Raw genomic sequence first — 12,708 nt, 5'->3', positions numbered from 1 at the left:
ACTCAATGACCGACCTATCGCGCAGGAACTTCCTCGGCGCCGGAGGCTTGGCCCTTGCCGGCGCCTCCATCATCAGCGGACGCACACAGGCGGCGAGCCTGCCCGAGGCGCCGACCATGACCGAGGCCACGATGCAGCCGCCGCTCTATCCCAAGAGCGGGCCGGACTACCAACCCGTGGTCACCCTCAACGGCTGGACCCTGCCCTGGCGCCAGAACGGCGACTGGAAGGAGTTCCATCTCGTCGCCGAGCCCGTCGTGCGCGAGCTCGCGCCCGGCATGAAGGTGCATTTGTGGGGCTACAACGGCCAGTCGCCGGGCCCGACCATCGAGGCGGTGCAGGGCGACAAGGTGCGTATCTTCGTCACCAACAGGCTGCCGGAGAACACGGCAGTGCACTGGCACGGCCAGCTCCTGCCCAACGGCATGGACGGCGTCGGCGGCCTGACCCAGCCGCACATCCCGCCGGGCAAGACCTTCGTGTACGAGTTCATCTGCCAGAAGTCCGGCACCTTCATGTACCACCCGCACTCCGACGAGATGGTGCAGATGGCGATGGGCATGATGGGCTTCTTCGTCGTGCATTCGCGCGATCCGGCCGAGCGCCGCGTCGACCGCGACTTCGTGTTCCTGCTCAACGCCTTCGACATCGAGGCCGGGTCTTACGTGCCGAAGGTCAACACGATGCTCGACTTCAATCTCTGGTGCTGGAACTCGCGCGTGTTCCCCGGCATCGACCCGCTCGTGGTGCGTCAGGGCGACAAGGTGCGGATCCGGTTCGGCAACCTGACCATGACCAACCACCCGATCCACATGCACGGCTACGACTTCAAGGTCACCGGCACGGACGGCGGCTGGGTGCCGGAGGCGGCGCAGTGGCCGGAGGTCTCCGTCGACGTCGCGGTCGGTCAGATGCGTGCGTTCGAGTTCGTGGCCGATGCCCCGGGCGACTGGGCGATCCACTGCCACAAGTCGCATCACACCATGAACGCCATGGGCCACGACGTGAAGACCTATATCGGCGTCAACATGAAGAAGACCGCAGCGGCGATCAAGAAGGTCGCTCCAGGCTACATGCCGATGGGCTCGGCCGGCATGGGCGAGATGGGCTCGATGGAGATGCCTCTCCCCGACAACACGCTGCCGATGATGACGGGCTTCGCCCAGTTCGGTCCTGTCGAGATGGGCGGCATGTTCTCGGTCGTGAAGGTCCGTCCCGGCCTGGCGGCCGACGATTACAAGGATCCCGGCTGGTACAAGCATCCGGAGGGCACGGTCGCCTACGAGTGGACGGGCGCGAAGCTCGCCGAACCCGCCCGCGCGATCCCGCCCGACAGCGGCGTGAAGGCGACGGAATTCCGCGCCGTCGACCCGCGCAAGCGCCCGGTCCGCGCGGCCGGCGGCCACGACAATCACTGATTCCGACACAACCGATGCAACAGGAGCAATCGATGAAGACACGCACTTTGGCCCTCATGGGCGCCGCAGCGGCGCTGGCGCTCTCCGTCGGGCTGGCGCTTGCCGGTCCCGGCGAGCCCGGACACAGCCACAAGTCCTTCGCGGCCGGTGAGCCGGGCGACCCGACGAAGCCCGTCGCCCGCACGATCGAGGTCACCATGAAGGAGACCGACGACGCCAAGATGCTGTTCGAGCCCAACAAGGTCGAGATCAAGCGCGGCGAGCAGGTGAAGTTCGTGCTCAGGAACCATGGCCAGGTGGATCACGAGTTCATGCTCGACTCGATCGAGAACAACGCCAAGCACAAGGTCCAGATGCAGAAGAACCCGGACATGGAGCACGACGATCCGAACGGGAAGCGGCTCACCCCGAAAGACTCCAACGAGATCGTCTGGCGCTTCACCAAGGCCGGCACCTTCGAGTTCGCCTGCCTGATCCCGGGTCACTACGAGTCCGGCATGCACGGCACCGTCGTCGTCAAGTGACGGCACCAATCCCCTCGTCATCAAGATCCGAAAAGGAGTTCCCTATGAAGCGTATCGCCATCAGCCTGATCGCCGCCCTCGCTCTGTCGGGCGCTGCCCTTGCTCAGAACCTGCCAGTGGTCTCGGGCACCGTCGAGAAGGTGGACACATCCGCCAGCAAGATCACCATTGAGCACGGTGCGATCCCGAACCTCAACATGGATGCCATGACCATGGTTTTCCGGGTCCAGGACCCTGCCCTGCTCCAAGGCATGAAGGCCGGCGACAAGGTGCAATTCCAAGCCGACCGAGTGAACGGCCAGATCAGCGTCGTGAGGATCCAGAAGGGCAAATAGGAGCTGGGGCGACAGGCGACCGGTCGGGTTCCGGTCGCTTGACCTTCCTATCATGGGAAGCCTCAGGGTAGCCGCACTGCCCGTAAGCGTCAGTGGAGAACAGCCATGACCGACACCCCAGCCACCAAGGGCCACGAGAGCCATGAGCACCATCATGACCATGGCGCCCACGCGGGACATCACCATGATCCTGCGACGGATGCCGGCAAGGTGAAGGATCCGGTCTGCGGCATGATGGTGGATCCGCATGCGACCCAGCACCGGGCCCAGTACGAGGGCAAGCCGTATTACTTCTGCTCCTCCGGATGCCAGTCGAAATTCATGGCCGAGCCCGCAAAATACGTGCAGCCGGCATCCGAGAGGAAGGCGGAACCTGTCCCCGAGGGCACGATCTACACCTGCCCGATGCATCCGCAGATCCGGCAGGTGGGGCCGGGCTCCTGCCCGATCTGCGGCATGGCGCTCGAACCCGTGCTGGCAACGGCAGAGACCGGTCCGAGCCACGAGCTCGTGGATATGACGCGCCGCTTCTGGATCGGCCTCGGCCTGAGCCTGCCGGTGGTCGCGCTGGAGATGGGCGGCCACCTGACGGGCCTCGGCCACTATATCGGTCAGCAGACCTCGAACTGGATCCAGATGCTGCTCGCGACCCCGGTCGTGCTCTGGGCCGGGTGGCCGTTCTTCGTGCGCGGCTGGCAATCCCTCGTCACGCGCAACCTGAACATGTTCACACTGATTGCCATGGGCACCGGCGTGGCGTGGGTCTACAGCATGGTCGCCACGCTGGCGCCCGACATCTTCCCGGCGGCCTTCCGCGGTTATGACGGTGCCGTTGCGGTCTATTTCGAGGCGGCCTCCGTCATCACGGTGCTGGTCCTGCTGGGACAGGTGCTCGAACTGCGGGCCCGCGAGACGACGAGCGGCGCCATCCGCGCCCTGCTCGACTTGGCTCCCAAGACGGCGCGCAGGATCCTGCCTGACGGCACGGAGCAGGAGGTTCAGCTCGACACCGTGCAGGTCGGCGACCGCTTGCGTGTGCGGCCGGGCGAGAAGGTGCCGGTGGACGGCGTGGTCGTCGAGGGCCGCAGCGCTGTCGACGAGTCCATGGTCACCGGCGAGTCGATGCCGGTCACCAAGGAGGTCGGTGCCAAGGCGATCGGCGGCACCATGAACCAGTCCGGCGGTCTCGTTATCGAAGCCCAGAAGGTGGGGCGCGACACCATGCTGTCGCAGATCGTCCAGCTCGTGGCCGAGGCCCAGCGCAGCCGTGCCCCGATCCAGCGCCTGGCCGATCAGGTCTCGGGATACTTCGTGCTGGCGGTGATCGGGGTGGCGGTGCTTGCCTTCATCGCATGGGCGATCTGGGGGCCCGCGCCGCAACTCTCCTACGGCCTCGTGGCCGCCGTGGCGGTGCTGATCATCGCCTGCCCCTGCGCGCTGGGGCTGGCCACGCCGATGTCGATCATGGTGGGCGTCGGACGCGGAGCGCAGGCCGGTGTGCTGATCAAGAACGCCGAGGCGCTGGAGCACATGGAGAAGGTCGACACCCTCGTGGTCGACAAGACCGGGACCCTCACCGAGGGCAAGCCGGCCGTCACCGCCATCGTGCCCGCCCCCGGCTTCACCGAGGCCGACATCCTGCGCCTGTCCGCCAGCGTCGAGCGAGCGAGCGAGCATCCGCTCGCGGTCGCCATCGTCGCCGCGGCCGAGAAGCAGGGCGTCGCCACCGCGCCCGTCACCGACTTCGACTCGCCCACGGGCAAGGGTGCGCTCGGCACCGTCGAGGGTCTGCGCATCGCCCTTGGCAATAAGGCATTCCTGGCCGAGCACGGCATCGATGTGGCTCCCTTGGCGGAGCAGGCCGACAGGCTGCGGGAGGACGGCGCGACGGCGATCTTCGCCGGCATCGATGGGAAGGTGGCCGGCGCCATCGCCATCGCCGACCCGGTAAAGCCCTCGACTCCGGAAGCCCTCGCCGCCTTGAAGGCCGAGGGCGTGCACGTCGTAATGCTGACCGGCGACAACTGGACCACCGCGAAGGCGGTGGCCCGTCGGCTCGGGATCGACGAGGTCGAGGCCGAGGTTCTGCCCGACCAGAAAAGCGCCGTGGTCAACAAGTTCAAACGTGCGGGCCGGGTCGTCGCCATGGCCGGCGACGGGGTCAACGACGCGCCGGCGCTGGCGGCGGCGGATGTCGGCATCGCCATGGGCACCGGCACCGACGTGGCGATGGAGAGCGCGGGCGTGACCCTGCTCAAGGGTGACCTGACCGGCATCGTGCGGGCACGACGGCTGTCGCGGGCGACGATGCGCAACATCCGTCAGAACCTGTTCTTCGCCTTCATCTACAACGCGCTCGGCGTGCCGGTGGCGGCTGGCGTACTGTACCCGTTCTTCGGCATCCTGCTGTCGCCGATCATCGCGGCGGCCGCCATGGCGCTGTCCTCGGTCAGCGTGATCGGCAACGCGATCCGGCTTCGGACGGTGCGGCTCTGACGGCCAAGCCGGGCGGGCTCGATGGAGCCTTGCCCGGCCTGCTGCTGTCGGCCTGCCCCTCGATCCCGGGGCCGGATCGGCTCGGTGTCATCAGAAATCGTCGGATCCGTCCCTGCATCGATAGCCGATGAAGCATTGCGGGTTGTTGGAGCTTGGAACCCACGCAGGCTCAGGGAACTGGTCGACGGTGCATTCGGCGCCGCTCCTGACGAAACGAGCGTAGGTGGAGGGTCCAGTATCGAGGACGACCGCGCCTTCCCGCATGACAAGCTGTCGGTTGGCCGAGCATGTCCGCTGGGAGGTGGGTGGCCCGACCTGCGCGGTTGCAGGCGCCGCGACCGCGGCAAGGGTAAGGAATATCAGCACGCTCCTCATCACTGCTTCCTCCTATGCTTGAGTAGGATGGTGAACGGGCACATGTCATAAGCCACGATGCGAGAGACCGCTCTAGTCGCTCTGGCGCGCCTGGATCGCCCGTTCGACCTGCTGCTTGACCGCCTCCATGTTGAAGCTCGCGCCCCGCTGCATCGGCGGGAAATCGACGAAGGTCTGGGCCGCCTTCGCCACCTCCTGCTGCACGAAAACGAAACGCCAGAACTCCGTGACGAACCAGTTGTAATAAGCGAGCGATCCATTCTTGCCGTCAGGCATGCCCGTACGCTCGTAGGGATCGAGCCGCAGGTTGACCAGGATCGGCCAGTCGACCCTCTGGGTTGCACCCAGCCAGCCGTTCGGCTGATCGGTAAAGCGGTACTTGAAGTCGTTGATGCGCGCCGCGCTCAGGTTGGACTCGGTGAAATAGAAGATCTCGTTCCGCTTCGATGGTCCCTGGCCGGTGAGGAGTGCGGTCTGGTCGTAGCCGTCGAGATGGACCTTGTAGGTCATGTCGCCGATCTTCTTTCCAGCCTTGAATTCGTCGATGATAGTCGGATTGCCGGCTGCTGCCACGAGGGTCGGGAACCAATCGAGGCCGGATATGATGCTGTTCTCGACCTTGCCTGCCGGCACCTTGCCCGGCCAGCGGACGATGGCCGGCACGCGGAAGCCGCCTTCGAGCGCCGTCCCCTTGCCGCCGGCGAAAGGCGTCTGGCCGCCATCGGGCCATGTGAAGTTCTCGGCACCATTGTCGGTCGTGAAGACCACGATGGTGTTGTCGTCGAGACGGTTGTCGGTCAGGTATTTCATCACCGAGCCGACGACGTCGTCGAGTTGCGCCATTCCAGCCTCGTAGACGCTCCAGCCGTTCTCGGGCGTGCGCATGGCATTATACTTCTCCGAGAGATGCGTAATGACATGCATCCTGGTCGGGTTGAGCCAGGCGAAGAACGGCTTGTTTTCGCTGCGCGCCTTGTCGATGAATTGCAGCGTGGTATCGAGGATCTCGTCGTCGACGGTCTCCATCCGCTTCGGGCAGAGCTGGCCTGCATCTTCGATCCGCTGCCTGCCGATCCGGCCCCAGCGTGGCTGCTCGGTCGCGTCATCCCTGTCGGTGGCAAAGGAGTGGACCATGTTGCGGGGGCCCACGGTTGCCAGCAGGGCCTGCGGATAGGTCGGGTGGCAAGGATCCTCCATCGCATCCAGGTGATAGAGGTATCCAAAGAATTCGTCGAAGCCGTGTACGGTCGGCAGGAAGCGGTTGAGGTCGCCGAGATGGTTCTTGCCGAATTGGCCGGTGGCATAGCCCATGGACTTCAACACTGCTGCAATGGTCGGCGCCTCGTCCGGAATGCCGATCGGAGAGCCGGCCTGTCCGACGGTGGTGAGCCCGGTGCGGATCGGCAACTGACCGGTGATGAAGTTGGCGCGCCCGGCTGTGCAGCTTGCCTCGGCATAGTAATCCGTGAAGCGCATGCCCTGCGATGCCAGCCGGTCAAGATTCGGTGTGCGGCCGGACATCATGCCCTGGTTGTAGGCACCGATGTTGTTCCAGCCGATGTCATCGCCCATGATCACAACGATGTTCGGCCGTGCCGGTGCCTGCGCGGCGGCAGGCGCCAGGGCGGTGGCGGAGACGAGCGCGGTGGCGCCCAGAAGGGCTCCCTGTATCGCGCCGCGTGCGCCAGCAAGGATCTGTTTCAGTCGCGATTTCCCATTCGTGGCAGTGGTGGTGGAGTCATCCGTGGAAATTCCATGAGACATGGGGAACCTCCTCTGTCAGGTCTCCGGGGTTCCTCGCGTGACGCACCGGAAGCCGACGTGGCTTGTCGAGGTGTCGACGGGCTGAAGTGTGCGCTGCGATGCTACGATTGTGAGGCGCACCGGCCGTTAGAGCATCGGACCCAAAAGTGGACCCACTTTTGGGTCCGATGCTCAATCCCTTAAGCAGCGCATCGTTCGGTGCGGACCCGAAGGGCCGCGTCAGCGAAAACCGGGTCCACTTTTCCGCACGATGCGCTAGCCTTACGCTCATCGCTCCAGCAGTGTAGCACTTATTGTAGTCCGGATTGACTGGGGCTTTTCCCAAGAGTCGTGCGGGAAAAGCCTGAGACTTGCCGAGGGTTTTCGAAGGGCAGCGCCGCATTCCCCAAAGGCGGCTATCGGCACTGAGCCGAAGTAATGGTTTGGTCTGGTGGTCGAGCCCCGCCAGACATTCGCGACAGGCGGATGATCGCGGTGCCAGTTCACGAGTTTGACATCCCGCAATGCCGCTCTGGGCAACTGTGGTAGAATTCCGAGCATGACGACGATCCCGAACGCAGCGTCCTCGATCATCCGCCTCCTTATCGCGGTGCTGATGGCCGTTGCCGTGATCGGACCAATGCCCAGTGCGGCGGCGAAGGATTGGGCTGCCGATGGCGCTCACTACGTCCAGGGCACGTCCTCCCATGACTGCTGCGATCCGGAGCCGGCGGCGCCGGACGGGAGCTGTAACCTCGTGTGTGCCCAAGCCCGTTGCGGGTGGACGGCCGTTCCCGCCATGACGAGCTTGCCTGCCCCCCATGATCGGCAGGCGATCCGATGGGAGGTCGTGTCCGTTCCCCCCGACGATATCGCTCCCGAGACGACGACCCCTCCTCCCCGAACCTGAGACAGCCCTCCCTCATCAGGCCGATCGTCCCGACGGCGGCCATGTTTCAGAAGCTCGAGCGTTCTCGAAGGAGAACCACCATGAAGTCATCCATTCTCGCTCTCGTCCTCGCCGCCGGCCTGTCGGTTCCGGCCCTCGCCCAGCAGGCTACCCCATCCGACGCGGACCACACCGCTCACCATCCGGAGCAGGCTCAGACACAGGCCACCGTTCCGATGGTCGGTTCCCAGGTCCAGATGAGCACCATGCCCGCACCGCAGGGCGGAATGTCCGGCATGCAGGGCGGCACGATGCCGGGCAGTCAGCGCCCGGGCGGCATGATGTCGGGCATGATGATGTGTCCGATGATGCAGGCCGGCATGATGGGCCGGCAGTCCGGCTCCATGCAGATGGACAGCCCGCGCGGGGATCAGGGCGTCGCCTCGCTGGCCATGAACGCTGTCAACGAACGCATGCATCGTGAGATGGCGATGGAGTATACAGGCAACGTGGATACCGACTTCGCGAACAACATGATCGCCCATCATCAGGGCGCCATCGACATGGCCAAAATCGTTGTCGCCTTCGGCAAGGATCCGAAGATCCGCGAACTCGCCCAGAACGTCATCAGGGCGCAGGAGGACGAGATCGCCATGATGAAGTCCTGGCTCGCCACGAACGCGAAGCAGTGAGGTGCGCGTCATGTCATCAAACCTGACCATCAGCCGGCGGGCGCTCCTCGCCGGCCTTGCCGCCGCTTCCGCCCTCCCGGCCTCTGCGGTGGAAGCCCTGCCGACGATGACGGTCACCAAGGATCCGAGTTGCGGCTGCTGCGGCGCCTGGGTCGATCACGTCCGGAAGGCCGGATTTGCCGTCGAGGTCATCGAGTCCCCGGAGGTCAACCGCCTGAAGGCCCGTCTGGGTGTGCCCCAGGGCCTTGCGTCGTGCCACACCGCCAAAATCGACGGCTACGTCATCGAGGGCCATGTGCCCGCGGACGCAATCAAGCGCCTACTGGTCGAAAGGCCCCGGGCGAAGGGTCTCGCCGTTCCAGGAATGCCCGTCGGCTCGCCCGGGATGGAGGTCGAGGGCGTCGCGGACGACACCTACGAGGTCGTCCTGTTCGGGCCATCGGGCCAGGGAACGTTCGCACGGTACCAAGGGTCACGGCCACTCTGATTCCCTTGGGAACTGCTGGCGGCTCCGGTCTGACGAGGACAAGGGCCGCCAGCCTGGAGCGCCGTTGATCGGCGTCGCGGCATGATCCTGATCAGTCGTGCCCCGGGGATTTGACCTTCGGTGGCAGGGTGGCCACGACCATCGTCCCGCGCGCATCGCTCAGAAGCCTCAGGTTGCCGCCGAACCGCAGCATGCGGGTCCGCATGCCGGCGACGCCCACCCCAAGCAGGGCACCGTCCCCCGCCGCCTTCCGGACGCCGCGGGACAGCCCGCAACCATCGTCGAGAATCCTCAGTTTCAGGGTATCTGCCCCAAACCGTAGGTCGATCACAATCCTGGAAGCCGCCGCGTGCCGATAGATGTTGGTCAGCGCCTCCTGGATGACCCTGAGGAGGGAGCGTTGAAGATCGAAGGGTAGCTTGTCGACCGTATCCGGCATACGGACGGATGTCACCAGGCCCGTCCGGCGTGCAAATCCAGCCGCGAAGACCCGCACGGTCCCGGCAAGTCCGCCGTTCTCCAGACCGGGCGGGTGCAGCAGATAGGTGAAGGCGCGGAGCTCCCTGGCCGCCTCGTCCACCGAGTCCGCGATCTCATCGAGCACCTTCTGGCCTTCCCCGGGGATGATATACCGCGTCAGCCGCATGAGGTTCAGGCCGACGGCGACGAGGTGCTGGGCCGTCGAGTCATGCAGCTCCTCGGCGATCCGTTCACGCTCATCATCCTGAAGGCTCAGGAGGCGTCCGGCGAGTTCATTCAAGGCAGCCTCGGCCGCACGACGCTCCGTGACATCGGTGAAGAACACGCTGAGGCCTTCCTCCATGGGGCTGACTTGGAGATCGAGGCAGCGCCCGGGCCGCAGACCGGACATCACCTCGCGCCGGATGCGGCGCCGCCCTTCCATGCCCTCCCGAATGGTGCGGCTGCACTCGGCATCCGGATTGCACAGGTCCCACAGGCATGCGCCCAGGACCCGATCAGGATCCGGCCCCACCCAGTCCATCGCCGCCTCGTTGAGATCGGTGACCTGATACGCTTCGTTCAGCGTGAAATAACAATCGCTGACGCTGGCCAGGACAGACCTGAGCCGCGCGTCCGCGTCCTCGGCCCTGGTTGGCTTCGTGCCGCCGGGCGGGCCATTCTCCAAGGGTTTTCGCGACAGGGACACGTCATCCATGGCTCAGCTCCTCGAAGGACGACCGGATGAGGGGATTGTCTCACCGTGGCATTGGCGAAGCGCGGCAAGGCAACCCGATCGGTCCTTGAGCCTAACATAGATTAACGGGGGCAGAGTCGGATCCCTGCCTGCGGGGGTATCCGCTCACATTATGGATGGTTTTCCTTCGCGGCGTTCCTGGGGAACCAAGCCTTCGTCCCGGCGCTTGCCTGGCCCTTCTCCTTGACGGTTTTCGCACAGGGAGTGCTTGACCTTGCCATCATTGGAAGCCGCACGGTTCCTCCATCGCCACCATGAAACGGAGAAATGCGATGTGCGGATGCAGCGCTGACCAGTCCCAGGATACCCGGCTTGCCGAGCGTGATCCGGCTGCCCTGACCCTGCGGGTCGAGGACATGACCTGCGGCCACTGCGCCGGGACCGTCAAGAAGGCCATCGAGACGGGCCTGCCCGGCACGAGCGTCGAGGCGGATCCGGCCTCCAAGCTCGTCTCGGTCCGCGGCAGCACCGATCTGACGTCCATCGAGTCCCTCATAACCGAGGCAGGCTACACCCCGACCGCGGCCTGAAGGAGACTCCCATACTCGATCGCCACCGCGTTCTAATCGTCCTAGCGCATCGTGCGGGCCCGAACTGCGGCGGCGGCTGGGTCAACCACATGAAGCTCTCATGCAGACATTCCTTCAGCCAGGCGCCGTGGCTCACGGCTCACTGCCGATGCTGAAGCGGCGATACCGTATAAATCTGAGCGAGGATCTTGAGCATGAGGGTGTTGGCCGTTGGCTGGCCGTCAAGCGACACGGTCAGGCTGGTCCAGATGATCAGCGTGACATCGTTGACGGGATCGTGCCGCCCAGCTCCGTCGCGCCGTAGCCAACAGCAAACTGGCCCTGCGGCGTGCGCAGAAGAACCATGGCGCCCGGCAGGAGGAGTTCTCTGGCTGTCGTTTCCACGACGTTCTGAAGGGCGAGCGGTTCGATCGGCTTGAGGTTTGTTGCGGACGCCGCCATGCCGCCGACTGAGCACGCCGCGGCAACCACAATTGCCAGTATTCGCGATGTCATCATCTCACCCCTGTCATGTTGGCGAGTTGATCGGCTGCCCCAAGTATCGAGCCCTCTACGAATGCAGCAAACATCCAGGCGAGGCTGCAAGCTTCTCTAGCATATATTGGATAGTGGCAGGGATCAGTGTGAAGGTCCGCTCATCTGAGCAATGCAGAAGTAAGGCTGAGATTGGCCCCGTGCCATAACCCACCTTCATGACGGGGCAGCCCGGTCAAACTCTATTCGCGAAAAGTCATTCAACTGCCCCCGCCAGATGCACTGTTGCTCGGTGCGGGCGCAGTATCTGCGAGCCGCTGTTATCGAGCGGGACTGATCGAGAGACCGATGACGGCGCGTGAGTATACCTGCCGCTGGGATCCTGATTTGCTGCGATTAGGCTCGATCCGGTTGCCTACGGAACACATGCGATCAGCCGCGCAAAGGCATCGATAATTGACAGGAGGACCGGTGGCCTTTCAGCCCATGAGGCCCTGACGGGAGGACTCCGACGTGCTACGATTTTGCCCTTCCTCCTGGGCCTGCGCTGGCCTGACTCATTGGCCGCGCAGGGGAAGCCAGGGAAGAACGGGTCACCCGCTGCTTAGTTGGTCGGGAGAGCGAACATGTCAGCCGAAAATGCAATCGCAGAGCATTGGGGCAAGGGCGACGTCTACGCACTGATCCTGTCGGCGCTGGAAAAGGCGGGCAAATCTCCGGATGCTCTTACGATGGAAGACCTGGCTCCGGTCGACCATTTCCACGCGCGCGGGTTCGCGGCCACCATCGATCTGGCCGACAGCCTGCCCGTCAAGGCCAGTCACCATCTCCTTGACATCGGCTGCGGCATCGGCGGTCCGGCCCGGTACTTCGCGAGCCGCTTCGGATGCCGGGTGACCGGCATCGACATCACCCCGGCCTTCGTCGAGGCGGCCAACAAGCTCACTGCGCTGATCGGCCTTGAGGATCAGGTAACGATCATGCAGGGGGACGGTGCGGATCTGCCCTATGCGGACAGCACCTTCGACGGTGCCTACACCCAGCACGTCACCATGAATGTGGCCGACCGGCCGCGCTTCTTCGCCGAGGCCTTCCGGGTCCTGAAGTCCGGCGCCTTTTTTGCGCTGACCGAGCACGGTCTGGGACCCGTCGGCAATCCGCATTATCCCCTGCCGTGGTCGAACGACGGCAGCGGCGCCTATCTGATGGCGCCCGCGGACACGCGTAGGCTTCTCGAGGCCGCGGGCTTCACGGAGATCCGCATGGAGAACACGGGCGAGAAATACCTCGCCGCCTACAGGCGCATGATGGAGCTTGCCGCCCAGGGAGCCCTGCCCCCGCTGGGCATCCACATCCTCTTGGGCGAAAGCGCACCAGAGAAGACGCGCAACGCGGCGCGCAACATCGAGGAGGGCCGCACCCATCCTGTGCAGGTGATCTGCCGGAAACCATTGTAGGCGCAGGTCGGTCGCAGAGCGGCGGCTCGGGTGGCCTGCGTGATGATCGCGAGCCGGCAGGCAAGCGCGATC

Annotated in this window: 13 protein-coding genes; 9 read left to right on the top strand and 4 right to left on the bottom strand. The window is 64.8% G+C overall.

Annotated features, from left to right (window positions below; all coding sequences use genetic code 11):
- Positions 1-5: 5 nt before the first annotated feature.
- The 4 genes from JO965_RS10280 (at position 6) to JO965_RS10265 (ending at position 4,773) form a co-directional block, all read left to right on the top strand.
- A complete protein-coding gene (locus JO965_RS10280) occupies positions 6-1,418 on the top strand; it encodes a multicopper oxidase family protein (protein ID WP_203443531.1) in 1,413 nt (470 codons plus the stop codon).
- 32 nt (positions 1,419-1,450) lie between these two features.
- Positions 1,451-1,942 carry a plastocyanin/azurin family copper-binding protein gene (locus tag JO965_RS10275; RefSeq protein WP_203443530.1) on the top strand — a complete coding sequence of 164 codons (492 nt, stop codon included), beginning with the start codon at positions 1,451-1,453 and terminating at the stop codon, positions 1,940-1,942.
- 44 nt (positions 1,943-1,986) lie between these two features.
- Entirely contained in the window at positions 1,987-2,277 is a 291-nt protein-coding gene (locus JO965_RS10270; protein WP_203443529.1) for a copper-binding protein, read from the top strand.
- Positions 2,278-2,382: 105 nt separating this feature from the next.
- A complete protein-coding gene (locus JO965_RS10265) occupies positions 2,383-4,773 on the top strand; it encodes a heavy metal translocating P-type ATPase (protein ID WP_203443528.1) in 2,391 nt (796 codons plus the stop codon).
- A gap of 90 nt (positions 4,774-4,863) precedes the next feature.
- On the opposite strand, the gene JO965_RS10260 is transcribed toward JO965_RS10265, so the two are convergent.
- A complete protein-coding gene (locus tag JO965_RS10260) occupies positions 4,864-5,148 on the bottom strand; it encodes a hypothetical protein (RefSeq protein ID WP_203443527.1) in 285 nt (94 codons plus the stop codon).
- Positions 5,149-5,220: 72 nt separating this feature from the next.
- Positions 5,221-6,912: an arylsulfatase gene (locus JO965_RS10255; protein WP_203443526.1), complete on the bottom strand. Its 1,692-nt coding sequence runs from the start codon at positions 6,910-6,912 to the stop codon at positions 5,221-5,223.
- A 538-nt stretch (positions 6,913-7,450) separates the two neighbouring features.
- On the opposite strand from JO965_RS10255, the gene JO965_RS10250 reads away from it, so the two are divergent.
- From JO965_RS10250 to JO965_RS10240, 3 genes are all read left to right on the top strand, one after another.
- Positions 7,451-7,801, top strand: a complete 351-nt coding sequence (locus tag JO965_RS10250; protein ID WP_203443525.1) for a hypothetical protein — start codon at positions 7,451-7,453, stop codon at positions 7,799-7,801.
- An 80-nt stretch (positions 7,802-7,881) separates the two neighbouring features.
- Positions 7,882-8,472 carry a DUF305 domain-containing protein gene (locus tag JO965_RS47790; protein WP_246776798.1) on the top strand — a complete coding sequence of 197 codons (591 nt, stop codon included), beginning with the start codon at positions 7,882-7,884 and terminating at the stop codon, positions 8,470-8,472.
- 10 nt (positions 8,473-8,482) lie between these two features.
- Positions 8,483-8,959: a DUF411 domain-containing protein gene (locus JO965_RS10240; protein ID WP_203443524.1), complete on the top strand. Its 477-nt coding sequence runs from the start codon at positions 8,483-8,485 to the stop codon at positions 8,957-8,959.
- A gap of 91 nt (positions 8,960-9,050) precedes the next feature.
- On the opposite strand, the gene JO965_RS10235 is transcribed toward JO965_RS10240, so the two are convergent.
- Complete coding sequence (locus tag JO965_RS10235; protein WP_203443523.1) at positions 9,051-10,136, bottom strand: histidine kinase; 1,086 nt, start codon at positions 10,134-10,136, stop codon at positions 9,051-9,053.
- Between the two features lie 311 nt (positions 10,137-10,447).
- Between JO965_RS10235 and JO965_RS10230 the strand changes: the two genes are divergently transcribed.
- Positions 10,448-10,705: a heavy-metal-associated domain-containing protein gene (locus JO965_RS10230; protein ID WP_203443522.1), complete on the top strand. Its 258-nt coding sequence runs from the start codon at positions 10,448-10,450 to the stop codon at positions 10,703-10,705.
- 252 nt (positions 10,706-10,957) lie between these two features.
- Here the strand turns inward: JO965_RS10230 and JO965_RS10225 are convergent, their stop codons facing one another.
- Positions 10,958-11,203, bottom strand: coding sequence for a hypothetical protein (locus tag JO965_RS10225; protein WP_203443521.1), 246 nt, complete (start codon positions 11,201-11,203; stop codon positions 10,958-10,960).
- Between the two features lie 602 nt (positions 11,204-11,805).
- On the opposite strand from JO965_RS10225, the gene JO965_RS10220 reads away from it, so the two are divergent.
- A complete protein-coding gene (locus JO965_RS10220) occupies positions 11,806-12,636 on the top strand; it encodes a class I SAM-dependent methyltransferase (protein WP_203443520.1) in 831 nt (276 codons plus the stop codon).
- The last annotated feature ends 72 nt before the right edge of the window (positions 12,637-12,708 follow it).

Source organism: Microvirga sp. VF16, from assembly GCF_016864375.1.
Classification (GTDB): Bacteria; Pseudomonadota; Alphaproteobacteria; order Rhizobiales; family Beijerinckiaceae; genus Microvirga.
The sequence above is the reverse complement of the archived record's forward strand: the minus strand, read 5'-3'. Positions and strand labels throughout refer to the sequence as shown.